The sequence below is a fragment of the Vibrio sp. MOR3 genome, from assembly GCF_001557775.1.
Classification (GTDB): Bacteria; Pseudomonadota; Gammaproteobacteria; order Enterobacterales; family Vibrionaceae; genus Vibrio; species Vibrio jasicida.
The window spans coordinates 28,163-52,327 of the sequence record NZ_LNRD01000011.1 but is presented as its reverse complement, the minus strand read 5'-3'; the positions used below and the strand labels follow the sequence as shown (position 1 = coordinate 52,327).

The 24,165-nt window shown below is 43.6% G+C and carries 24 protein-coding genes; 15 read left to right on the top strand and 9 right to left on the bottom strand.

The features are described 5' to 3' along the window. Nucleotides 1-59 precede the first annotated feature (59 nt). Complete coding sequence (gene radA / locus ATB76_RS19115; protein ID WP_038865921.1) at nucleotides 60-1,439, top strand: DNA repair protein RadA; 1,380 nt, start codon at nucleotides 60-62, stop codon at nucleotides 1,437-1,439. Between the two features lie 217 nt (nucleotides 1,440-1,656). After that, nucleotides 1,657-3,744, top strand: coding sequence for an elongation factor G (fusA, locus tag ATB76_RS19110; protein ID WP_038878985.1), 2,088 nt, complete (start codon nucleotides 1,657-1,659; stop codon nucleotides 3,742-3,744). Nucleotides 3,745-3,861: 117 nt separating this feature from the next. On the opposite strand, the gene ATB76_RS19105 is transcribed toward fusA, so the two are convergent. Further along, on the bottom strand, nucleotides 3,862-4,788 hold the full coding sequence (locus tag ATB76_RS19105; protein WP_061035956.1) for a LysR substrate-binding domain-containing protein: 927 nt from the start codon (nucleotides 4,786-4,788) through the stop codon (nucleotides 3,862-3,864). Nucleotides 4,789-4,885: 97 nt separating this feature from the next. Here ATB76_RS19105 and ATB76_RS28840 point away from each other — a divergent pair, with 97 nt between their 5' ends. After that, nucleotides 4,886-5,095 (top strand): DUF1127 domain-containing protein, encoded by a 210-nt coding sequence (locus ATB76_RS28840; protein WP_038865927.1) that lies wholly within the window; start codon nucleotides 4,886-4,888, stop codon nucleotides 5,093-5,095. A 50-nt stretch (nucleotides 5,096-5,145) separates the two neighbouring features. Here the strand turns inward: ATB76_RS28840 and ATB76_RS19095 are convergent, their stop codons facing one another. From ATB76_RS19095 to ATB76_RS19060, 8 genes are all read right to left on the bottom strand, one after another. Beyond that, nucleotides 5,146-5,997 carry a hypothetical protein gene (locus ATB76_RS19095; protein WP_038865928.1) on the bottom strand — a complete coding sequence of 284 codons (852 nt, stop codon included), beginning with the start codon at nucleotides 5,995-5,997 and terminating at the stop codon, nucleotides 5,146-5,148. Between the two features lie 3 nt (nucleotides 5,998-6,000). Next, on the bottom strand, nucleotides 6,001-8,391 hold the full coding sequence (locus tag ATB76_RS19090) for a fimbria/pilus outer membrane usher protein (protein ID WP_038878992.1): 2,391 nt from the start codon (nucleotides 8,389-8,391) through the stop codon (nucleotides 6,001-6,003). A 10-nt stretch (nucleotides 8,392-8,401) separates the two neighbouring features. Beyond that, the gene (locus ATB76_RS19085) at nucleotides 8,402-9,085 is read right to left on the bottom strand and encodes a fimbria/pilus periplasmic chaperone (protein ID WP_038865930.1); all 684 of its coding nucleotides are present in this window, start codon (nucleotides 9,083-9,085) and stop codon (nucleotides 8,402-8,404) included. Between the two features lie 95 nt (nucleotides 9,086-9,180). Then, the gene (locus tag ATB76_RS19080) at nucleotides 9,181-9,774 is read right to left on the bottom strand and encodes a hypothetical protein (protein WP_038865931.1); all 594 of its coding nucleotides are present in this window, start codon (nucleotides 9,772-9,774) and stop codon (nucleotides 9,181-9,183) included. 206 nt (nucleotides 9,775-9,980) lie between these two features. Next, nucleotides 9,981-10,616: a response regulator transcription factor gene (locus ATB76_RS19075; RefSeq protein ID WP_061035955.1), complete on the bottom strand. Its 636-nt coding sequence runs from the start codon at nucleotides 10,614-10,616 to the stop codon at nucleotides 9,981-9,983. Nucleotides 10,617-10,948: 332 nt separating this feature from the next. After that, nucleotides 10,949-12,640, bottom strand: a complete 1,692-nt coding sequence (locus ATB76_RS19070) for an AMP-binding protein (protein ID WP_061035954.1) — start codon at nucleotides 12,638-12,640, stop codon at nucleotides 10,949-10,951. A 153-nt stretch (nucleotides 12,641-12,793) separates the two neighbouring features. Next, nucleotides 12,794-13,609 (bottom strand): transglycosylase SLT domain-containing protein, encoded by an 816-nt coding sequence (locus tag ATB76_RS19065; protein WP_061035953.1) that lies wholly within the window; start codon nucleotides 13,607-13,609, stop codon nucleotides 12,794-12,796. Nucleotides 13,610-13,620: 11 nt separating this feature from the next. Beyond that, the gene (locus ATB76_RS19060; protein WP_038865937.1) at nucleotides 13,621-14,484 is read right to left on the bottom strand and encodes a LysR family transcriptional regulator; all 864 of its coding nucleotides are present in this window, start codon (nucleotides 14,482-14,484) and stop codon (nucleotides 13,621-13,623) included. A gap of 332 nt (nucleotides 14,485-14,816) precedes the next feature. Between ATB76_RS19060 and ATB76_RS19055 the strand changes: the two genes are divergently transcribed. Genes ATB76_RS19055 through tadF form a run of 12 tightly spaced genes read left to right on the top strand, consistent with a single transcriptional unit; the run spans nucleotide 14,817 to nucleotide 24,165 of the window. Further along, nucleotides 14,817-15,020 carry a Flp family type IVb pilin gene (locus ATB76_RS19055; protein ID WP_038865939.1) on the top strand — a complete coding sequence of 68 codons (204 nt, stop codon included), beginning with the start codon at nucleotides 14,817-14,819 and terminating at the stop codon, nucleotides 15,018-15,020. Between the two features lie 27 nt (nucleotides 15,021-15,047). Continuing rightward, nucleotides 15,048-15,491 (top strand): prepilin peptidase, encoded by a 444-nt coding sequence (locus ATB76_RS19050; RefSeq protein WP_061035952.1) that lies wholly within the window; start codon nucleotides 15,048-15,050, stop codon nucleotides 15,489-15,491. Nucleotides 15,492-15,507: 16 nt separating this feature from the next. Beyond that, nucleotides 15,508-16,353 (top strand): Flp pilus assembly protein CpaB, encoded by an 846-nt coding sequence (cpaB, locus tag ATB76_RS19045; RefSeq protein ID WP_061035951.1) that lies wholly within the window; start codon nucleotides 15,508-15,510, stop codon nucleotides 16,351-16,353. Continuing rightward, nucleotides 16,353-17,702 carry a pilus assembly protein N-terminal domain-containing protein gene (locus ATB76_RS19040; RefSeq protein WP_061035950.1) on the top strand — a complete coding sequence of 450 codons (1,350 nt, stop codon included), beginning with the start codon at nucleotides 16,353-16,355 and terminating at the stop codon, nucleotides 17,700-17,702. The genes cpaB and ATB76_RS19040 overlap by 1 nt, the downstream gene beginning before the upstream one ends. Further along, nucleotides 17,699-18,175, top strand: a complete 477-nt coding sequence (locus ATB76_RS19035) for a hypothetical protein (protein ID WP_038865944.1) — start codon at nucleotides 17,699-17,701, stop codon at nucleotides 18,173-18,175. Before ATB76_RS19040 ends, ATB76_RS19035 begins: the two co-directional genes overlap by 4 nt. Beyond that, entirely contained in the window at nucleotides 18,175-19,410 is a 1,236-nt protein-coding gene (locus ATB76_RS19030) for a chromosome partitioning protein ParA (RefSeq protein WP_061035949.1), read from the top strand. The genes ATB76_RS19035 and ATB76_RS19030 overlap by 1 nt, the downstream gene beginning before the upstream one ends. After that, nucleotides 19,407-20,684, top strand: coding sequence for a CpaF family protein (locus ATB76_RS19025; RefSeq protein WP_042603172.1), 1,278 nt, complete (start codon nucleotides 19,407-19,409; stop codon nucleotides 20,682-20,684). The genes ATB76_RS19030 and ATB76_RS19025 overlap by 4 nt, the downstream gene beginning before the upstream one ends. Further along, a complete protein-coding gene (locus ATB76_RS19020; RefSeq protein WP_042603215.1) occupies nucleotides 20,684-21,586 on the top strand; it encodes a type II secretion system F family protein in 903 nt (300 codons plus the stop codon). Before ATB76_RS19025 ends, ATB76_RS19020 begins: the two co-directional genes overlap by 1 nt. Next, nucleotides 21,583-22,443, top strand: coding sequence for a type II secretion system F family protein (locus ATB76_RS19015; RefSeq protein WP_042603173.1), 861 nt, complete (start codon nucleotides 21,583-21,585; stop codon nucleotides 22,441-22,443). Before ATB76_RS19020 ends, ATB76_RS19015 begins: the two co-directional genes overlap by 4 nt. Continuing rightward, a complete protein-coding gene (locus ATB76_RS19010; protein ID WP_042603174.1) occupies nucleotides 22,443-23,141 on the top strand; it encodes a tetratricopeptide repeat protein in 699 nt (232 codons plus the stop codon). Before ATB76_RS19015 ends, ATB76_RS19010 begins: the two co-directional genes overlap by 1 nt. 14 nt (nucleotides 23,142-23,155) lie before the next feature. Further along, a complete protein-coding gene (locus ATB76_RS19005) occupies nucleotides 23,156-23,641 on the top strand; it encodes a TadE/TadG family type IV pilus assembly protein (protein ID WP_038865950.1) in 486 nt (161 codons plus the stop codon). After that, entirely contained in the window at nucleotides 23,641-24,165 is a 525-nt protein-coding gene (gene tadF / locus ATB76_RS19000) for a tight adherence pilus pseudopilin TadF (protein WP_038865953.1), read from the top strand. Before ATB76_RS19005 ends, tadF begins: the two co-directional genes overlap by 1 nt.

The following is a 24,165-nucleotide window of genomic DNA, read 5'->3' as shown; positions in this document are numbered from 1 at the left end:
CATGGCTGTGCTTGGTCACATTTGTTGAAAAAACCGAGTGTTGAAAAAATCGAGGCATCATGGCGAAAGCAAAACGAGCGTATGTTTGTAATGATTGTGGCGCAGACTTCCCGCGTTGGCAGGGGCAATGTAACGCATGTGGCGCGTGGAATACGATTACTGAAGTTCGTATTGCAGCCTCTCCGACGGTTGCGCGCAATGAACGCTTGAGTGGTTATGCTGGTTCAGCAACAGAATCGAAAGTTCAAACCTTATCGGAAATCGATTTACAAGAAGTCCCAAGATTCACCAGTGGTTTTAAAGAACTAGACCGTGTACTAGGTGGTGGTGTTGTTCCTGGCGCTGCGATTTTGATTGGTGGTAGCCCTGGTGCGGGTAAGTCGACCTTATTACTGCAAACCATGTGCTTACTCTCTTCTCAAATGCCAACCTTGTATGTGACGGGGGAAGAGTCTTTGCAACAAGTCGCGATGCGAGCCTCTCGCCTTGGGCTGCCGAAAGACCATCTAAAGATGTTGTCGGAAACGAATGTCGATAAAATTTGCCAAATCGCCGAGAAAGAGCAACCTCGCATTATGGTTATCGACTCGATTCAAGTTATGCACGTGTCTGACGTTCAGTCGTCACCGGGCAGTGTAGCGCAGGTACGTGAATCAGCAACGGCATTAACGAGATACGCAAAGCAAAACAATGTCGCCGTCTTTATTGTTGGTCACGTAACAAAAGATGGTACCCTTGCCGGCCCGAAAGTACTTGAGCACATTATTGACTGTTCAGTTCTGCTCGATGGTGGCACTGACAGCCGCTTCCGTACTTTGCGTAGCCATAAAAACCGTTTCGGTGCTGTGAACGAGCTTGGCGTATTTGCTATGACGGGACAGGGGCTGAAAGAGGTCAATAACCCTTCGGCGATTTTCCTATCCCGTGGTGAAGAGGAAACATCAGGTTCTTCCGTTATGGTGGTGTGGGAAGGTACGCGTCCTCTATTAGTAGAGATTCAAGCGCTAGTGGACTACTCACAACTGGCAAACCCGCGTCGTGTTGCGGTTGGCTTAGAACAAAACCGCCTGTCTTTATTATTAGCGGTACTGCATAAACATGGTGGTCTTCAAATGGCAGACCAAGATGTATTCGTGAATGTCGTCGGTGGTGTAAAAGTGACAGAAACCAGTGCTGACCTTGCGTTAGTTATGGCGCTTTTATCGAGTTTCCGCGATCGCCCGTTACCGAAAGATGTTGTCGTGTTTGGTGAGGTTGGCTTGGCGGGTGAGATTCGCCCAGTACCAAGTGGCCAAGAGCGTTTAAATGAAGCATTTAAACACGGCTTTAAGAAAGCGATAGTGCCAGCGGCGAATATGCCTAAGGGCGGAATTCCTGGTATGCAAATCCATGGTGTGAAAAAACTCTCGGAGGCCATCGAAGCATTTGATGAGTTGTAAATGCCATCTTGTGCCCCAATTTAAGGGGTAACAATAATGTTGAACCCATCCTCATTATTCTTGAATTAAGCACACAAATTGCGAAGTTTGACTATTATTTGAGGGTGGAAAATCGACGTTAAAATTTTTTTTGTTCCAATGGCACGCAAAGGTATCCGTCTTGACAGATTGTGATATACTCTGCGCGCACTTTATACCTTATTAACAGAGTAAGACAATGACTGATTTATCAAAATACAGAAACATTGGTATTTTCGCGCACGTTGATGCGGGTAAAACTACCACAACTGAGCGTATCCTGAAGCTTACTGGTAAAATCCATAAGACTGGTGAAGTACACGACGGCGAGTCTACAACTGACTTCATGGAGCAAGAAGCTGAGCGTGGTATTACAATCCAGTCTGCAGCAGTAACTTGTGAGTGGAACGGTCACCGCCTGAACGTAATCGACACTCCTGGACACGTAGACTTTACAGTTGAAGTATACCGTTCACTTAAAGTTCTTGACGGTGGTATCGGTGTATTCTGTGGTTCTGGTGGTGTTGAGCCTCAGTCAGAAACAAACTGGCGTTACGCGAACGACTCAGAAGTTGCTCGTCTGATCTTCGTAAACAAACTAGACCGTATGGGTGCAGACTTCTTCAACGTTGTTGACCAAGTTAAGAACGTACTAGGTGCAAACCCACTAGTTATGACTCTACCAATCGGTCGTGAAGACGATTTCGTTGGTGTTGTAGACGTACTAAACCGTAAAGCTTACGTTTGGGATGACACAGGTCTACCAGAAAACTACGAAATCCAAGACGTTCCTGCGGACATGCTTGATGACCTAGAACAGTACCGTGAAGAGCTAGTTGAAACTGCTGTAGAGCAAGACGACGACCTAATGGAAGCTTACATGGAAGGCGAAGAGCCGACTATCGATCAACTAAAAGCTTGTATCCGTAAAGGTACTCGTGATCTAGCGTTCTTCCCAACGTTCTGTGGTTCTGCATTCAAAAACAAAGGCATGCAACTTATCCTTGACGCTGTTGTAGATTACCTACCAGCTCCAAACGAAGTTGATCCTCAGCCTCTAACAGATCCAGAAACTGGTGAAGCAACAGGTGAAGTAGCTACAGTAGACGCTGACGCGCCACTAAAAGCACTTGCGTTCAAGATCATGGACGACCGTTTTGGTGCACTAACATTTATCCGTATCTACTCTGGTCGCATGAAGAAGGGTGACACAATCCTTAACTCTGCAACTGGTAAGACTGAGCGTATCGGTCGTATGTGTGAGATGCAAGCTGACGAACGTAACGAACTTACTGAAGCTCAAGCTGGTGACATCATCGCTGTAGTAGGTATGAAGAACGTTCAAACTGGTCACACTCTATGTGATCCTAAGCATGAATGTACTCTAGAAGCTATGATCTTCCCAGAACCAGTAATCTCTATTGCTGTTTCTCCAAAAGACAAAGGTTCTACTGAGAAAATGGGTATCGCGATCGGTAAAATGGTTGCAGAAGATCCATCATTCCAAGTTGAGACTGATGAAGATTCAGGTGAAACTATCCTGAAAGGTATGGGTGAACTTCACCTAGATATCAAGGTAGACATCCTTAAGCGTACTTACGGCGTTGAGCTAGAAGTAGGTGCTCCACAGGTAGCTTACCGTGAAACTATCACTAAACCAGTTGAAGATAGCTACACGCATAAGAAACAGTCTGGTGGTTCTGGTCAGTTCGGTAAGATCGACTACCGTATCAAACCAGGTGAGCCAAACTCTGGCTTCACGTTCAAATCAACAGTTGTTGGTGGTAACGTACCTAAAGAATTCTGGCCTGCAGTTGAGAAAGGCTTTGCGTCAATGATGGATACTGGTGTTCTAGCTGGCTTCCCAACTCTAGACGTTGAAGTTGAACTATTCGACGGTGGTTTCCACGCAGTTGACTCATCAGCAATCGCTTACGAAATCGCAGCGAAAGGTGCATTCCGTCAGTCTATGCCTAAAGCAGGCGCGCAACTTCTTGAGCCAATCATGAACGTTGACGTGTTCACTCCAGAAGACAACGTTGGTGACGTAATCGGTGACCTTAACCGTCGTCGTGGTATGATCAAAGACCAACAAGCTGGTACTACAGGCGTTCGTATTAAAGCTGACGTTCCTCTATCAGAAATGTTCGGTTACATCGGTCACCTACGTACTATCACTTCTGGTCGTGGTCAGTTCTCTATGGAGTTCGCACACTACTCAGCATGTCCAGCAAACGTTGCTGAGCAAGTAATCGCAGAAGTTAAAGAGCGTGACGGTAAGAAGTAATTCTTAAGTTAACTCTTTAAAATCTCAAAGCCCCGCCTAGTGCGGGGCTTTTTACTATCTGTTCTCTCACTTTCTATCAACAGCACTTGTTGCTGGGCTCGTCATTAAATCTTAGTTTTATTGAGCCAAGGTTATGGTCTCAAAGTCTCTAACCGTGGTCTTTTCAAACTCAGCAATCTCTTCTTTTATCCACTGGCTAAACGATAGTGCTTTTGGTCGTTTCAGGTAACCAGCGGGAGCGCAAAGGTAATAAGCATATTTGGGTTGAATTCCTATATCGCCAATTCGAACCAGTTTACCTTCTTGAATATAACGATACGCCAAGCTGTGCTTAACCAAAGCGACACCTTGTAGAGACAGTGCACCTTCCAGTACTAAATGAGATCCACTGTATTTAAGGGTTGGCTTGGCTGACTTATGGCCTAGTGTCTCTAGCCACAAACACCAATCTAAATCTGGCCACAAATCCTCAATCAGTTCTGCTTTGTGTAAATCTTCAACCCGATAGATTCCGTGTTCCTTTTGATAAATGGGATGACAAGCCGGATAAAAAGCCTCATCCATCAACCACTGAGACTCTAAGTTTAGGTAATCGCCACGGCCGTAACGAACACACAGGTCAATCTGACTATCTTGAAATGATACCAGTTCATTGGTGGGCTCCATCAGTAGTGATAACTCAGGGTGCCTTTGTCGAAAAGCGGTAATACGAGGAACCAACCAATGATGGGCGAAAGATGGCAAGGTTGAAATAGAGAGGTGATTCGGGTTGGGATCTTGGTTAATCAAACGCACACCTTGTTGAAGGTGATTAAACCCTCGTTCAGCTTGAGCAAAAAGCAAATTGCCCTCTGGAGTGAGAAGTATCTTACGGTGTTGGCGCACAAATAAATCGGTACCAAGAAAAGCTTCCAATTGACGTATCTGTTGGCTAATCGCTGCTGGAGTCACAAACAAGTGTGTTGCTGCAACTTTAAAGCTGCCTTCCTTTGCTGCGATATAGAAGTAATACAGTCCCTGTAATGGTGGCATCCGCTCTTTCACATTAGTTTTCCTTAACTCAATGTCAGATTCTATCGTTTGAGCATTACAGGGTAGTCGTTGATTATTAAGTGGTCAATGTGAATCAAAAGGAGGAGATATGAACAATACAGCACAAACTTGTGGGCGATGGGCCTCGAAACCACGTCAGCGTTTAGTTCAGTATATCTTTTCCAAGTTAGTCGTATGGAGAAAGAATTACCGTACACGGCGTCATCTATCAGACCTTCCAGAGCATCTTTTGGATGATATTGGTTACAACGAAAGTGAAGTACAAAAGGAAATTCAGAAACCGTTTTGGCGAGATTGAACGCTAGCTAAAGAAAAAGCCAACGGGCAATTCACCGCTGGCTTTGTACTTTAAGGCATCGCTTTCACTTCTACCGTAATCGTGTCCTGGTATCTTCCCGCACGGGCAAAATCAATGTTGCCTAACGTTACTTCGAGAGGTAAACCCCACCGCTTAGTATCTTCATTATTAGAGAAGGTATAAACCGACTTCTGGTTTACCTGGGTATGGTTAAACTTGAGGGTATAGGGAATCGTAAAGTCTGGTTCTGACTTTTGTTTTAACTCACCATACTTTTGTTTAATGACTAAGCGAACGTTTGAATTAGACAGAAGATCAAAATCAGACCGGTAGGTTCGGTTGGATTCAAGTTCACCTAACTGGAAGCGATAACCTGAATTGCCGGAGCGCTGAAGGTTGGGAGTATTCGGTGCAGAGTTAAATGCGACAAAGGCGGGTACCTTTAGTTTTACTTTTGCATTCTTGGTCTCTTCTTTTCTATCTAGTGAAATGGAGGCTTCTAGCAGGCCGGTATAATTCCCAGAGGCAGATGTTTTGGCCTCTGGGACTTTAATCCAAAACTTGGTTCTCTGGCTATTATCAAGTGGAAGTTGGAACCCTTTATTAGGAAAGTGGCTTAATTGACGAAAGTTTTTGTCTAAGATCGTCAGGGGCAAGTTTCCACTTATTGAGCTCAAGTAGCTAGATTGCTTATTGTTAACCGAGACCATGGCCATCGGAAAGCGGCAGCGTTGGATGTCTCTTGAGAGTTCAAGATAGACGGGTATATAAGCGCCTAAATCGCGTTTAAATTCGACGTTACTTCTGTCGACATTGAGCGTCCATTTGCCACTGCATTCCGCCCAGACTGAATGGGAAAGTAGGGCAAAACCAAGCACTGAGAGTTTGATTAGGTGTTTCATTGTTTATCCCTCTTTAATAAGTAAAGTGGGTAGATAAATCAGATTTTCATTTGTATCAGGGACGTTCAGTTTCGTTGGGGAGAAGCCATCTATCATGATGGTGTAATCGCCCGGCGCAACGCCTTCTACAACAAATCTACCTGATCGGTTAGTGAAAAATTCATACGTTTTCTGTTGTCCAACTAACTGACCTTGGAATAGTTTTAATGGTTTATTCTGGCTAAGTTCAATCGTACCAATGATGGTTTTCGATGCCGCAGACCCTATTTTTATGAGGTGTCCGGTTTGAGACCCTGGAGTAATGCTGTACTCACTGTCGCCAAAGTCATACCCGACGGGCGCATCAGGCACATTGATAAATATCGTTGATAACTGGTGCCCACCAGACAATTGAACCGCATTATTTATTGTAGAAGTTGATATGGCTTCTGCGGGATCATCCGCGACAGCATTGATCTCGACGTCTGCGTTTAGTGACTCATGAACTGCGACAATCGCAACTGGGCCATTTATTGGGCGCGACCACGCCAAGTTACCGTCTGCTAATGTCAATGCCGTACTCGCGCGAACGGAAGCCGTTTGGTAACTGTCTGCGTTATCAAATTCTAGGTGGGAGACCTTGGCATCGGCAATAAATCGGTTGGCAACATAATCGCCTTCAACGGAATAGGTTTGTGAATCTGCATCGCCTTCTGCGGTCATAGCATAGCCATAGCTGCCAGTGTAATCATCGGATGGACGTTGGAATTGTGCTCGATAAGTATCGGGCTCATTCGAATAGGAAACATTGGCGTTATATTCCCCAGAAACCGAATTCCAATCCCAATCCGCGGAGAAGGTGAAGCGCGTTTCATCAATATTGTCGTTTGGGTTCTCCTCTTTTTCTACACCAGCAGAGAGCGAGAGGCTATACCATTGCCACGCAATTTCTGACGAAACTAGCCATTCAATTTCCTCTTCTTCAAAATCACGATAGTCCCCAGTTAAGATGAGATTGAGATCATCCGTAATGGTAAATACATAGTTAGAGAACACTCGTAACCCTGTCGCTGAAGGGCCAATTTGCCAAGGCAGTGAAAAATACTGATCTTGATATTCAGCACCTAAGCGAAAGTTTGGTGAGCCATAACTGTCCGTTCCCCAAAGTTGATGAGAGTAATCCAGGCTGTAAATGCTGCCAGTTTCATCATTGGGTTTGTTGTTTTGAGCGGAGGCCCTTAACCCCAAATTCCCCCAATCTGAACCAATGGTAGCGATAACACCAAGTTGTTGCCCATCTGGGTGATACAAGCCGTTTACGCCAAGCGTTAAGGTATCGCTGATACCGTAATCGTAATACCCAGACGTTACCCATTGCTCATCATCGTATTTGAAGTTGTTGTCCTCAATCGTCGAAATCAGTCCTGAGTAAAATCCAAAATCAGAGATGCCTTCACGCAGTAGGCGAGAATTGAAAAATTGGCTATAAACAATGGTGTCTGTGCGGCCTGATTGATAACTGATGTCTAACCGAACATCATTAGTGCCAGAGACCAGCGGAAGGTCATCAAGGGTGTATCGGCCTGGTGGAAGTCGGATTTCGGTGAGGAAAATATCATTGATGTAAATCTCCACATCAGCACTTTCGTTAAGCACTAAAGGTTGTGTACCACCATTTTGAATATTCCGAGTTGGTTGAAGGTCTTGATACAAACGCTCAAATGCAACGCCGCCTAACGGTGTACTAGGTAAATGACCGGCACTGGTTTGAGTCACATCACCGAAGGTTAAACGCCAAGGCGTGCTCGGTTCATCGAAGAAGAGTCTTGCCTCCCCACGATAAACGTCAGAGTCAATATCGTCGCCATCAGTAATAAAACCCGAGACGTCGATATTGGCACCACGAACCCCACCTATGTTGGCCTTCACCAACCATTCTCCTAACCATGTCTGCGTATTTTCACTGTCTGAATCGCTAAACAAGGTGTAATCAGTACTGGCATTGAAGGTGTTTTGCATGGTCCAAAATGCACTCTCTGAATATTGCGCAGGCTCGTATTTACTGCCGAAAGAAAGCAGAAAATCAGCCGCTGCGGATTCATCAATCACGAGGTTGATGCTTTGATCTGATGAATTGAATTCTGCTGCTATTCCCATCTGCTTCAATTGCTCGACCGTGACATACTCATCTGGTAAGTTTCGGAGGGCGTCGAGCGTACCAGCATTGACTAATTGCTCAGTTGCTTGTGTCAATTGTTCTACATTGATGGAGCCAACTGTGATCCCATCCGAATACGCATCGATTTCCCCAAGGGTCCTTTCCCCCCATATCAACGGAAATGGAAATAACCAACTTTGAGCAGTTGCAGTTTGCAAGGTCAGCAAGAAGATAAGGCCTATAATGAGATTCTTCATGAAAACCTCATTAGTCTAATGTTTTTACGGTGACTTTCTTTGGTTGTCCTAACTTGCTAGGAAGGGCGTATTTCACCGTGCTACCCGGCATTAAATAAGCACTACTCTTATTGCTCAACACTTCCCAATCGATAGTCTCGTTTGACTTGCCTCCGGAGAAATTGAATTCCATCCCGTTCATATTCAGTACGCGTTTGCCATCGTTGGTTAACGCAACTTGGTTATTTTGAATCGACGCTTTTGGAATGGATTTACTGGATGCCGGTGAAACGAAGGCAAGGGTCGCAAACTCTAATAGCATTGAGATCGAACTGTCATCCGTCTCGTCTTCGACCTGATTTTCAAGTTCAATCTGAGTAAAGATAATTCGGTAGGTGACTGTCTGGCTGATGTTACCTTTCGGCATATGACGGACGCGGAATGTTTGTGATTTTTGTCCATCGATTTTGGCTTGAGGTGGGAGAACTAAGAAGTCCTCTTCTGATGGCGTTAAGATTTCCTCCCCACTAGAGAAATCAGCTTGATAGACACTCACTTCAAGCAGAATGGGCTCTTCTTCTACATTTGTTACTTTATAAAGCCCTTGGGAACCCCGTCCCACATCATCAAGCTCTAAGTAAATCGGACTTACCTCATAAGCAAATAAGACAGAACTGAACAATAAAGAAAAGAGAAGAGTGGTGATCCTAGCCATAGATTTATCTCCCTATAACAAACTTGGCTCGATAACCGAGCCAAGTTTTTTTGCCTTTACCTTTAAAAGATATTATCTATAAAGATGTCGTTCGGTTAAGGCATTACTGGACCTGATGCAGCAAGGCTTACTTTGATACGACCTTTATATTTACCAGCTCGTGCAAAGCCTGAATCTTCAGGTTTCACGTAAATTGGATGCTTGTTGATCTTGTTCACCAAGTGCTCACCAACTGATGGAAGCGGAGTTGCCATTTGCTCCATGCCATGGTGGTTTTTAGTGTTCGCAACGGTTTCAGAGCCAATTTTTACTTTATAGTTAATTTTCATGCCCATATTGTGTTTAGTAACACCGCGAAGTTTGTAAGCGGTTACTGAGAAGTCCAAATCAGTACCGTAGTTACACCAAGCGCGTAAGTTACCAACTAACACTTTCTTGTTGTTGAACCCGTTATCCCACGAATCTGAGTGCACTTTGTTTGCTTTACGCAGAACATTGTTTTTCACATCTTTCTTACCGATTCGTAGTAAACAACGTTTTGGCACACGACCTTCAATACGAATCGTTTTTTGGTCAGTTTTGCTCAGCGTTGTAAAGTCTACTGGGTTGTTAAACTGAACCGCAGAAGCGCCAAAAGAAAGTGAAGCAGCAGCTGCAGCTACAGCTGAAGCAAGAAGTAACTTTTTCATAACTCAATCCCTCGTTAGTAATGAATGCATATCGTTGCATCGCTCTACTAGCTTATGAGGGGAGGAGTCTCTCAACCTCACCGACAAAGGTGAGATGATGTTATTAGTTAGGGTGAAAAAGGGGTGAACTTGGTTCAACTCTATTTGATTACACCCTGACTAATGTTGAATTAATCAATAATCCTTTTTTATTTCTTATAGTTAGCTTAGAACTGATCTTTTGCCATCGCCATTAACTCGTAGCGAGAATGCACATCTAATTTATGCAATACGTTGGACGCATGAGTTTTGACCGTATTCACACTCACATTTGAGTGTCTTGCGATTTGCGTATTAGAGAGACCTTGAAGCATGAGTTTGCACACTTCACTCTCTCTTTTGGTAAGCAAGAATTTAGAGCTAAGCTCTTCGGCCGCGACGACAGGGTTTTCAGTCCCCTGTTGGTAGTGATGAATGGCTTTATTTAAGATGTGGCGCGGGAACCAAACATCGCCATTTGCGACCGCAGAGACGGCTTTGGGAAGCAGTTCCAGTCCATGGCAAATCTGCCCTGAGTAGCCTTTTTCTAGCCACTCTAATGAGGTTTGGGAGTTGACATTAACGGCGATCCACTTTTCATCTCGTTCGTTAGGCGCAATACCATATCGTTTAGGGCATGGCATGGTCTGTACGTCGAACAATATGATTGAGTTGAGACTGTTTTCATCCAACTGGGTGAAGCGGTCGCTATTGACGAAGTTGACGTATGGAAAGGAAACCTTAATTAAGTCGCGAATCACCCTAGAGTATGAATTATCTCGACTTAAAAGGTGTACAACAAAATGCTGAGTACTGAATTCCATGGCAAATATTCCTGTAGGTCTAGTCTTTGATTTTTTATTAACCTAGTTCTCAACGCGTTGATGTATAAAAGTATTTAACGAATAGACTGCGGCATATGATTCATGCATTTTCATATTGTTGTAAGCAAAACTACGCTAACAAATCATGTGCACCTGTATTAAAAAAGGTTAGTACCAAATGACTAGAATACAAATATCGATAAGACAATAAGTTAGGAAAATAAGCGGTGAAGCTAGAGCGGGCGGAGTATGAAAAGGTATGAAAAGAATCACCCCTGATGCGCAACTTTGTCAGCATCAGGGGTGATATTGGGGTGAGTTAGGAAGGATAATTACAAATCTTCTTCCCAAACAACGAGATCGCCTTTCGGCCAGTTGTGACCAATTTCATGATACTTTTGTTCAAGCACATGACGTTTTATCTTGAGTGTTGGTGTGAGCACGCCATTCTCTATACTCCACGGGTCTTGGATCATCAGTACCCCTTTAATCTGTTCATGAGACTCCAAATCTTGGTTCATTCTCTCAATCACTTTACGAGTGGTACGAGCGTAGCGCTCTCGATCAAAGTTCGGGAAGTCATGTGGCACGACCAACAGAATCGGTGCAGGCAGACCTAAGCCGATCAAGCACATCATTTCTACACGGCTGTACTCAAAGAGCTTATTCTCAATTGGTACTGGGGCAACAAACTTGCCCTTGGCGGTTTTAAAGGTGTCCTTTTTACGACCTTGAATGGTGAGGTAGCCTTCCGCATCAATAAAGCCGATATCGCCGGTATGCAGCCAACCATCGCTGTCAAATGACTCTTGAGTTGCGATGTCGTTTTTGTAATAACCCGAGAATAAGCCGTTACCACGAACCATGATTTCATCATCGTCAGCGATTTTGAGTTCAATACCAGGGCCTGCATTACCAACCGAACCAATTTTATCTGCTCGGAATGGGTAGTTGAGGGTGCTGTAAGCGAAAGATTCAGTCATGCCCCAAGCTTCGGTAATGTTGAGGCCGACACTGCGGTACCACTCCAATAAGGCAGGAGATACTGGCGCAGAGCCACATCCCAATACACGTGCTTGATCAAGGCCAAGGCCGTCAGCCAGCTTCTTCTTAATAAGAGAGTTGACGAAAGGAATCTTCAATAGAATATTGAGCTTTTTCTGTGGCAGTTTGTCTTGAATACGTTGTTGGAACAGCGTCCATAAGCGTGGCACGGAGATAAACAGCGTAGGGCGGTGCATCTTCACGTCTTCGATAAAAGTATCGAGTGACTCTGGGAAAGTAGTCGTTACGCCACCCATGACTGACGAACCAAAGATGTATACCCGCTCAGTAATGTGCGCAAGCGGCAAGTAAGAGAACAAGCGATCGTTTTCTTGTATACCAATATGGTTGATCAGTTGTTGTACAGACCAACTGAACGCGCCATAGGTCAGCATTGCGCCTTTAGGCAGGCCAGAAGTACCAGATGTATAAACCAGAGACATTAGCTTATCATCGTAGTGCTGAGGACGCTCCTCACTCGGCTGCGCATTAGCGATCAATGCTTTAAATTGATGTTGGCACTTGGGCGCGGTATCGTAAGGTAAAGCAATGCTGATTACATCAGGCATGGCATCAATGACTTGTTGGGTCGCGGCCGGATCATCCAACTTACCGCCTATGATCGCTTTGCTTTCACTGTGTGTGAGGCAGTACTCAATGGTATCTGCACCCGCAGTCGGGAAAATAGGTACGCTGACGTAATCGCCAAGCATCATGGCAAGGTCACAGATAAACCATTCGGCGCAGTTTTTTGAAACCAGCGCGACTTTATCGCCCGGCTGAATCCCCAAATTGCGCAAAGCGGTAACCAATTTTAGTGCTTGGTCGGCCACTTCGGCGTAGGTGAACTCAACAAACTGTCGGTTGATGATTTGTTTTAAGTAGACTTCATCTGGGCGCTCCGCTGCCCATTTGAGAATCATTTCATTTGGTGGTGGGAGAGCGCAAGTCTGCTCACTTAACTCGTTAGGCTGAATCATTCTCTAACTCCATGTTAATCGCAGGTTTGTTGTTGTTAATGTAATGTTAACGATAGCATGAGTATGATTATTTGGGGAGAGAAAAAACAGTAACTTGCTGTCAAGGATCACAGCTTATCGATTCTTTGGGCCAAAGTACGGTTAAGTCCATCATTAAGGTGTATTGGTGAGGTGCTTTTTATAGTGCTGATAAAGCTTCATCACTTTCGCGACATAGAGCCGAGTTTCCTCAATTGGCAGTGCTTGTGTCAGTCGAAAATAGACTTCTTCATCATTTAATTTATTCATTTCTTTAGTAAAATTTGGAATGGACTGTGTATAAGACAAGTAGCGCATTAAATTCGATAAACCGCAGTTGTAGGCCGCAATTGCGAGTACGGTTCGACTCTTTTCTGAGTGAATAGCGTGTAAATACTCCGTTTCGAGAATATGTAAATATGCCGTGCCTATATCGATATTAAACTCAGGCTCAAACAATGCTTCTCTTTCTATCCTTCGGCCAAAATAGAGCTGCTGAGAGACTTCTAATGCTCCACCGTTTTCCATCACCTGCATCAAGCCAATTGCATCGGCATGAGATACCGCATTGGGGTTAAATGCGCTTTCCGTATGAATGACAGCAAGAATAAGAGCAGGATCAATCTGCCATTGTTTTGATGCTGCGACGATGGTGGGTAAATACTGTAACGCGGCAGGCGATGTTGGCTTTTTGATGAACGAATAAACGGTTTGGGAAGAAGGCGTATTTTTTCCTCGAAGTTCAATAACGTGATTTCTTGAACTGGTAGAGGCGGTTGGAGCAGGTTTCAGCCTGAGCTTTTTATTGTTCAATGATTGCCGATTTTGTTGAGCAACGGAGTTTTTGTCTACCGCAGTCATTTTTGCTTGAATTGGGTAAGAGGCATAAAGCAAAACAATGCTCAAGACGATGAGAAGGTAGTTTTTGAATAATGGAGAGTAGAAAGACATCTCGACTCCAGTTAAAAGTGTTTGTGCCCTTTTCTTAATTTATCGTGCAACCATTGATGGTATTTGCCGTAGTCAGAGTGTATTGGCCAAATCAACGAGGCGTACAGCTGCTTCCCAAACAACGCACTTTCGCTGGGGGCCTTTGCTAACACCCCCTGATGCATGGAGTTATCAATCGTATGTTGCGGAAGGAACGCCATGCCTTTCTTAGCAATACACAATTCCATGATGGTACTGATGTCATCGAGTATCCACATGTTGTTTTTGGCTACATTCGAAAGGTCGATCAAATCTTCGCACCCATCCAATAAGAGTAGTCGAGACTCTGTGGGCTTACCCTCTTGAATTAACTCTCGATGCACAATCCAATTGCAGTTGACGGTAAAAAGCTCATCAATATTAAAGTCTAATTTGGTGCGGTGATAAGGGTTGCAGATGGCAATATCGATTTGGTTATTATTGACGTATTGACCCAGAATTCGACTTGGTTTAGTGACGACAGTAAGTTCAATTTCAGGAAAGGCTTCTGAGAACTCAATGAGTGCACTTTTGACTTCGTTGTTAAACACCAGAGAATCAATGCCGACTCGCATATGGTATAGATCAGTTCTCAACAGGGATTCGGCGATTTGGCTCAGTTCGTTGTACTTGTTGATGATGGGCGTTGCCAGCTGATAGATCTTCTTTCCCCGTTCTGTTGGTTCAACTTGTTTGTTGCTTCTGTCTATTAGCAGATAGCCTAGCTCCTCTTCTAAGCTCTTCACCGCACCACTTACCGTCGATTGAGACTTACCTAACTTTCTCGCTCCACTGCTAAAAGAACCATAAGTGATCACGGCATGAAAAGAGATCAGATTGTCGAAGGGAAGTTTCATCGAGGTGCTTCCTCTTTCCTCTAGTCCTTAAGTTTTAGCTTAATGGGTATGAAGAAGGCTTAACTAACAATTTAGCTAAGTGTGACATGTGTCACAGTTTGAGTTTATGGTACAAAATCTTATTTTTGCCAGTCAAAGAAGAAGAGTGATAGCTAATTGACTGAACTGTAGATAGAAGTTTTTTCTGATACCTCTAAAGAATAAGGACAATTGGAATACAGAGTATTGGCAGAATCGGTCACACCGATGTTGTTCATTTTTGAGACAGTGATCCGGTGTCTACGATCAAAGTGCTAAGCAATTAGTACGAAACAAGGAAAGAGGGACAAACCATGATTACTAAACTTTATGTAGACATTACAAACTACCTAAATGAACTTAAAAATGATGAGCAGGGCGTTACTGCTATTGAGTACGGATTAATCGGTGTTGCAATGGCGGCATTCTTGATTCTTACCTTCGCTTCTGATGGATCTCTTATTACGGCATTGGATGGAGCGTTTGATGACATTGCTGCTGACTTGGATGCATTCTGAAACTAAAACAGGTTTTCCAAATATTGAATGTTGTTTTTATACATCACGTTAGCAACAGTCTGTCTTGTTGTGTCGCTTTCTGATATCAGAGAGCGAACCATCAAAAACAGTCACGTATTGGTGATTGCCGTTTTAGCGATTGCGATTGGCATTGCAGACTTTTCACTATCAAGTCTTTGGGTTTTAGGCATTTGTTGGTCTGCTTTGCTTTTCCTCCATGTAATTAGGGTACTTGGAGGAGGGGACGTAAAACTTATTGCTGCTTTTTCTTTCTCACTCCCAACTCAAAGCCTTTTAGAGGCATTGATTTTAGTTGGGATATACGGAGGGATATTGGCAGTAACCTACCTGATACTACCGCGACCATCTCACGTTACTGGAGAGGGTAAGAAATCTCAGATCGGGCTCCCCTACGGTGTTGCAATTTGTTGTGGGTTTTATACGGCACTTCTTTTGAAAACATCCGTTTAAAAAACGGGAGGGGCGTATGCGATCTCGTATAGGGATGGTTTTTGCACTGTTAGCATTACTGGTTGGAGGCATCGGACTTTACAACCATATGACTGCCCAGCCTCAACAGCAAAATCCAACCGTATCCCAACCAAGCAATTCAGATGAGCCACAGGCTCATTATGTTCAGGTCTGGCGTGCGAAGAGCAATCTAGAGCGCGGAACACCTATTGAAATCGATGATGTTCAAAAAGAGCAGATGTTGCTTAATATCGCTTTAGAAGAGGGGATCAACTCCGATATAAAGCTGGATTTCTCACCGTCTACTCTCCTTTCAAAAAACATTGAAGCTGGAAAAATCGTCTTCTCTGAATATCAAGTTAAAGAAAACGACCCTCGTTATATCGACCTTCTCATTACCGAAGGGAAAGAGCCGTATTCTTTACTGGTGAGTACTCGTAACTTGGTCAAAGGTTATATCCGTCCAGGTACTAATGTTGATGTACTTTCCGTGGGCTCCCCAAAAGAAAACTTATCCGATGAAGATACCGACGCAATTGATTTTAGTGGCGTGAACGCACAATTGATTTTGAGAAACGTCAAAGTGCTCAGTGTCGGTAATACGAAAGAGCCAGTGGACTCCCGAGTTAAATCAAATGTCTCAAGTGAAGATGATCATCAAATAGTCATCGTTGTTGAAGTCGAGCCCAGTGAGATCGCCAAATTATCTATCGCGCAGAAAACGATGCATCTAGAGGTATATCGAAGCCATCGCTATAAAGATCCTGTTTTCGCGGAAGTTCGTGATGTGATCGGAAATTACAGTGGCGTGACCGAGTTAAGAGGATCTTCTCGTCAATCTGCCCAAGGAGAGGAGCTGTGATGAAAACAAAAAGGATATTCTCATACGCTTGGTTTTTGGTGTTTTTATTTAGTTTTTCCGCTTTCTCTGGCGATCGTTATATCACGGTGAGTGATGGTCAACATATTGAGGTGAAAGAACCGATCTCGACCGTATTTGTCAGTGACCCTGAAATTGTCGACTACAACGTTGTAAATGAAAATACCGTCGTTGTTTTTGCCAAGGGTGTCGGGCAAGCCAGATTCATCATTTACGGTAAATCGAAGAAAGTGCTGCTCTCTGACCGAATTATTGTCGATATTGATCTGTCGTTGGTCCGACGTCAAATCAAGCTTCACTACCCTGAACTCAACATCAAAGTGGAATCGGTGGGTAATCAGGTCGCAGTGAGTGGGGTTGTTGAATCTGAACAGCAACGTGATGATATTTATCGAATGGTCGCTACTTTGCTCGGAAGAGACAAAACGGAGAAGTGGGAAGAGACCCAAGTCTTGGAGTTTGAAAGTGATGCTTACGATGTTGAAGAACCTCAAAGCATGATCTTTGCTCGCAATATGACGTGGGAAGGCATATTAGAACTTATTGAGGTCGCGACGGATCAACAGGTCAATGTGAAAATATCGGTCGCTCAAGTGACAGAAACGTTCGCTCAAACTGTAGGTGTGGATTGGTCTTCTGTTGGGGCGGATGTCGGTGAGTTTTTATTCCAACAATTTGATGCTGCCGATCTCACCACTTTGATCACTGCACTTGGTAATGAAAACGTTGCCCAAGTCCTCGCCGAGCCAAACCTTACCGTTATCTCAGGAGAGTCTGCGAGCTTTCTCGTTGGTGGCGAAGTGCCCGTGATTGTTACCACAAATAATAATATCAACATTACCTTCCGAGAGTTTGGTATCAAACTCGACCTTACCGCGAAAGTCCTTCATGAGGGCAAAATTCGAATGCGCCTCATGCCTGAAGTTAGCGAAGTAGAAAGATACATTCGCTCTGCTGGGCTAGAAGTGCCCCAATTTGCGACTCGAAGAGCGATGACCACGATTGAACTTGGTGATGGCGATAGTTTTGTACTTGGTGGGCTGATGAGTAGTGCCGATTTAGAAGAGCTGCAAAAAATTCCACTTCTTGGTGATATTCCTGTTCTCGGCGCTGCGTTTCGCAAAGCCTCTACAGATAGACGACGCACGGAGCTGATCATTGTTGCTACCGTTAATCTTGTCAAACCAATGAAGAAGAAAGACATCCAAATGCCCTACATGAGCAAAACGTCGACACTTCGCCGTTGGTTGAAAATTTCGGATAGTGAAGAAGGCAACAAAGGCAATGACCCAACCATTCAATTGCTGTCTCAGGGAGGGTTTATTCAATGAAAACTTTATTTGTGGCAGTGTTAAGCGCGTTATTACTTTCTGGGTGTGCTGAGCGTTATTTCAATGGACCAGGAGCGGAAGCGCTTATTTACCCTGAAACCCATATCTATCAGTTTACGGTGAAATCTACTCAACAAACGGAAGAAAAGTTGAACATGATTTTTGACACGGTTGACGAGATAGATTCAGGGGCGAGTTACCTTGTTGAATATCGGAGCAATAAGGGCAAAAAAGTGGTTTATAAATCACTTAAAGACAAGACGGCGTTGCGTTTGAGAGCGGATGAGTTTGTTGTGCGCCAAAACAGTTCGCTGTCGAATGACATCCAACTGACGATTACCTACCACGCATTAGTGACGCACCAGTGCGCACCTTCTGAGATAGAAGAGGTGAATGTCAGTCGGAATTGCTTTTCTGAAGTAGCTCGGATGAAGCAAGTCTCACACAAGGAACGTATCGTGGAGGGATTGTGATGTTTGACTTAGGAAAATCTCTCAAAGAGAGCAAACCGCAAATCATAGAAAGTGCACATGGGCCAACAGGGTGTGTACTGCTTTACCAAAGCTTAGAATGTATGTCTCTGGTTCAAGAAATGTTCGAGTTTGAGGGTTGGAGTGCACCAACGTGTGTGAAACAGAGTTCGGTTCCTAAAGGTTTTTACTCTGAGCAAAGTGGGAATATTGTCATTCTTGAACTCACGGAGTCTTCTGACATTCTCACGGATGCTCAAGCGTTAACCAACCAAATGCCGACCCACAAAGGTATTATTGTCATCGGTACAGAAGACTCCATCTGCGTCTTACGTCAGCTCAAAGAGTTAGGGTTCTATTATCTTTATTGGCCAATCAACAAGCACGAGTTTGCTGATTTCGTCATGAATGTACATCGTAATTTGCAGACTTACACAGGGGTAAGTAAACAGCGAAAAGCAAAGCGTGTTGCAGTTGTCGGAAGCAAAGGTGGGATAGGGACGTCGTTTATTGCCACTGAAATTAGCTCGAAGTTAGCCTCCAATAATATCGATAATGTGTTGGTCGACCATCAATACAATGACAGCAATATTGATGTACTCCTTGCGTTAGATGACTTCAAATCTCGCTCCATCGACGAATACTCTGTCCCTATCCATGAGTTAGATACGGAAGGGGCATTAAGTCATCTGACCAAAGTGCGTAAAAACCTACGTTTACTTTCACTTAATAGTGACCGATCTCAGTCAGACATTTTCAGTTATAGCCAGACACTTTGCGAATTATTGAGTCGAAACACCAACTTTATGATCGAAGACTTCTCGGGAAGCGTCGACTTTCGTGTTGACCCCAATATGTTGATTGAAAATTACGACGTAGTCGTGGTGGTTTTTGAGCCTTCGGTTTCTTCCGTCCGCAATGCCAAAGCGTTACTTGAACAGCTTGAGAATAAGCAGCTTTCAATGAGCAAGCGGATCCGGATTATTACACTTGCAAATCACCACCGACCAGAGAACACGTTTGTTATCGAACAAAATGATCTCCAGAAATATCTTGGTTCTGAAGTCAATCTTGATATGGGGTATTGTCGCTCACTGGCTCACCTTCTTATTGAGGGCAAGCGCGCGCACAAACACGATCGAAATATCAATCATGCTATCGATGATCTTACTCGTTTGATCAATGGACAATCCACTCAACATGCTAGCGGTTGGCTCGCTAGATTGGGGGTAAGATGAGTTCAAATAAAGAGATCTACACGGCTTTTCGGTCACAGATTTTTGAGGCTTTAGATGTTGAAGCAATACAAAGCCTTTCTCGTTCGGAAATTGAAGGGCAAATCCGAAACGCTGTCGATGTTTTAGCGACGAACTTTGATCGTCCAGTCACGACCATGATGAAGTCAAGTTTGGTCAAAAGCATGCTGGATGAACTCTTTGGTCTTGGGCCGATTCAATCGCTGGTTGATGACCGAGCGATAACCGACATCATGGTAAATGGCCCCAATAACGTCTTTTTTGAGAAGCATGGCAAATTAGAAAAGTCGGACATTACCTTCATCGATGAAGAGCAAGTCCTAACGATAGCAAAACAAATTGCTGCGCGGATCGGACGTCGTGTGGATGAGCTTTCTCCTACCGTAGATGCGCGTCTTGAGGATGGTAGTCGTGTCAACATCGTTATTCCACCCATTGCCTTAGATGGTACCTCAATTTCGATACGTAAATTCCGCGAACAAAATATCGGGCTAGAAGAGCTTGTTGATTTTGGTTCACTGTCGATGGACATGGCGAGATTGTTATCAATTGCTTCCCGTTGCCGAATGAACATTTTGATCTCGGGTGGTACGGGTTCAGGTAAAACCACCTTATTAAATTCGCTTTCACAATACATCAGTGAAGACGAGCGTATTGTGACAATTGAGGATGCGGCAGAGCTTCGTTTAGAGCAACCCAACCTAGTTCGCCTAGAAACGAGAGCGGAGAGTGTGGAACACACGGGCTTAGTGACTCAGCGTGATTTGGTTATTAATGCGCTTCGTATGCGCCCTGATCGAATCATCCTCGGTGAGTGTCGCGGCTCAGAAGCATTTGAGATGCTCCAAGCAATGAATACGGGTCACGAAGGTTCCATGTCGACACTACATGCTAACTCGCCACGAGATGCAATATCACGCGTGGAATCCATGGTAATGATGGCGAACTTAAATCAGCCTCTCGATGCTATTCGACGCGCGATTGTGAGTGCTATTGAGCTGGTGGTTCAAGTGAACCGACTGCGTGATGGTTCAAGGAAAATAACCAGCATCTCTGAAATCGTAGGGCTCGAAGGCGATAGCGTGGTGATGGAGGAAATCTTCCGCTTTCAATACGACGAAGTGGGGTATGGTGAAGCGGTAAGAGGACGCTTTATGACCGAGGGCCTTATGCAGCGCTCCGAGCTTGTTAAAAAAGCACATTTTTACGGCTTATATGAAGAGCTAATGCAAGCCTTCCAAGGAGCAAGATCATGATGTTATGGATTGCTTTTATCTTATTTGGTATTGCCGTTTTGCTTTTAACGAGTCACCGAAGAAGCAAAATAGGAAATTACTTTCCAGAGACTGAAGTCGACGAAGATATTATTGCGGCGATTAATTTGAACGCATTGATGGAACAAAAGCGTTGGCAGAGATTCAAAAATAATTTATCTCCCGCAATAAAGGTCTTAGGGCCAAGAGCAAACTTCATTATTTTTGTGTTTATCGTTCTTTCTGCTTATTTAAGTTATTACGTCATTTATGAAGTTCTCAATATTAAATCAATGCTACTTTCTATGGGTATTTTTACATTTTCAGTAGTTTGGGCCTATTACTGGTTGCAAAACAAACGTCGCTTAGATTTCGAGAAGAAATTTCCGGATGCATTGAACATTTTGATGAGTGCCGTAACCGCGGGTGAGAGTTTAATGCATGCTTTTTCTTTTGTTGGCGAAAACATGGAAGGAGAAGTCGGACGAGAATTTAAAGAGATGGGCGATCGACTTAAGCTGGGGGAAAATGCAGAAAAGGTGTTACTTCGCTCTTGTAAAGCATTCCCTTATCCAGAATACATCTTCTTTACCATTACGATACGCGCCAATATTAACCGTGGTGGACAACTAAAAAATGTATTGGCAAGACTAATTCGCATTTTGGTTGATGCCAGAACGTTAGAGTCGAAAAAAATGGCGATGACCTCTGAGGCTCGTATCTCCGCTAAAGTAGTCGCTGCAATACCGATCGCATTTGCATTCATGGTCAATCAAATTGATCCGAGCCACATCGACTTTATTCTTAATGACCCTCAAGGGCGGATGGTACTTTACTATGTTGTAGGTAGTGAGGTGTTAGGTTTGTTCGTTGTTTGGCTTCTTGTAAAAGGAGTAAGACGATGATTTTATCGCTGAGTATTTTATTGATTATTTTTTCGTTGTCATTTTTGATTTATGACTATTATTTCACTCGTAAAAAAGAGTTGGTACTGAGCAAGTATCTTAAATATGGTCAAAAACAACCGACGAAGAAAAAAATCGATTCCTTCATTGTTAAATTTGGTGAAGGCAACAAAAAAGATTTAGAGCAAAAACTTCTTAATGCCGGATACTATAATAAAGATTTAGCGAAATATTACTTCCCTTTAAAAGCAGTTATTTTTATTTTAGTAACCGTATTTATATGGTTGTTAGACATGGCATTAATTAATAAGTTATTAGTTTCAATTATTGCTGTTATTAGTATCATCATTGTTCCAGATCTGTTGCTCGAGATGCGAAAGCGCATGTTAGTGCGAAAGGTTTCGAAAAACCTTCCTTATGTCCTCGATATTATGTCTGTTTGTGTGCAAACCGGTATGACAATTGAAGCGTCGTTTGCGTATTTAGCACAAGAGCTAAAAATCTTCGATAAAGATTTATGTTATCAAATCAATAAAACGTCAGAAGCCGGCAAAGTACATGGGATAGAAAAAGCATTGCATGATCTTTCCGTTCGCTTGCCTGCACCAGAAATTAACAGCTTTGTCTTAACGATTATTCAAAACCTTCACTATGGCGCATCCGTTGCGAATGTTTTAAGTGATTTAGCCGAAGATATGCGTCGGATTCAATTACTCGAAATTGAAGAGAAAATGGGTAAATTGTCAGCCAAAATGAGTGTACCTTTGATCTTGTTGATCATGTTTCCAATCGTCATTTTTATTCTTGCTCCTGGCTTTTTACAAATCGACTTTACGAGCTTTAGAGGGGGTAAATAATGAATAAGGCGACTTTTTTGAGTATTCCACTACTTTTGCTGTTTGGTTGCTCTTCCACAATAGAGAGTGAAGAGAGTGTGGTGCAAAACATGGAGCGTGTTGATAACCATACAGGCCTGATTAATCACTATAAAGGGCATCTAGAAAAGCGACCTGAAGACGTCCAGATCATGCAGGAATTGGCAAAAGTGTATTTTGATAAGGGCGATATCGAGTCGGCTAAGTTTTATGCTGACCATTTGCTCAATCAAGGGGTGAAAAATAGTGAGCTCCTGCAATTAAGAGGTCAGATTCATAGCCAAGATGGTGAAGATTCTTTTGCTCTGAAACGCTATAAAAGCTCGATCGAAATGGGCAACAACAGCGGAGAAATCTATGTTTTATCGGGCATCTCCTATTGCAATACCGACCAGTTCTCTCAAGCAAAAAATGCGTTCAATCAAGCTCGTCTAAAAGGCTATAACGACGTGGCGGTGAAAAACAATTTAGCCGTAGTTTATCTTGCACAACGACAGTATGACGACGTGATATCGCTATTGGTTCCTGTTTATCAAGAGAACCCAAGTAACCAGAAAGTGCGAGCGAATTTGGCTATCGCACTGTTCAAAGTAGGGGATGTCTATCAAGCGAGAGATTTACTTGAAGGAGCATTTACCGATTCTCAAGTAGCGCAAATCTCGAGGAAGTTACACCGGTAATAAGGGTGGACGGTATGGAGTATTCTCGAAGAAAGGTAAAGGGCGTAACCGTAGTTGAATTTGCATTAGGGGCCGGGGTTCTTGCTCTTGCTCTCGTCATGCTTTTTGAAATGGGATTTAGAATTTACGTAACCAACTTGGTTGAGTATGCGTTGAGGGAGTCAGTCAGAAATACAAAGGTGTTTGAAGGCGGAAACTCCTACGATAACTACAACCTAACATTGGATTCGGCGATGAAGGACGGAGGGGCATTATGGACGTCACTCGTTCCTGCTGAAAACTTTGAAGTGTCTGGTCGGTACTATTTGACATACGCCGATCTGATTTCAGGTACCAGTTATTCTGATGCCGAGATGGGAGAAGACGATCAAGGGTATGCAATCGCTGAAATTACGTTGACCTATAACTACACGCCAATTTTGAACGTATTTTCCAACGATGTTATCCCGATTACTAAAAGCACACTGATTAACCTAGAACATGAAGGTTGGGAGGAGTGATGATGAAAATACGATCCCGACAAAAAGGTGTTTTTGCTATTGAGCTGTTTTTTGTTTTGATTGCTCTCATTAGCATCTTTTATTTCATGACGGACATCAGTGACAAGTTATTAGCTCGTGCTCAACTTGATCGTGGGAGTTTTGCGCTAGCTAATATCCTTAAAGAGCGAAGTCGTTATTACGACGAAAGATTACCTTTAAACGCAAGTGATGAAACGGACATGCAGACACTTGCGTCACGTCTACTTGATACGACACCAGGCAGCGTCGCTATCAAAATTGAAGCATTGCACAATAAGGCGACGTTAAATGCTTTTGAAAGTAACGAGTACAAAAATCTCGGCTGTGAGGCTGCGGGTTTAGATACGAAGTCAGAGTTAGCACCCGTTGAGAATGGCGTGATTTTCTCTTTGTATCAAGTAACGCTTTGTCAGCAAGAAAACTCTTGGTTTACCCAGCTTTGGGGGAATTCAGGCGCATCCACGATGACAATCACATCCAGTTCTGTTGTGGTGGGGAGGTAA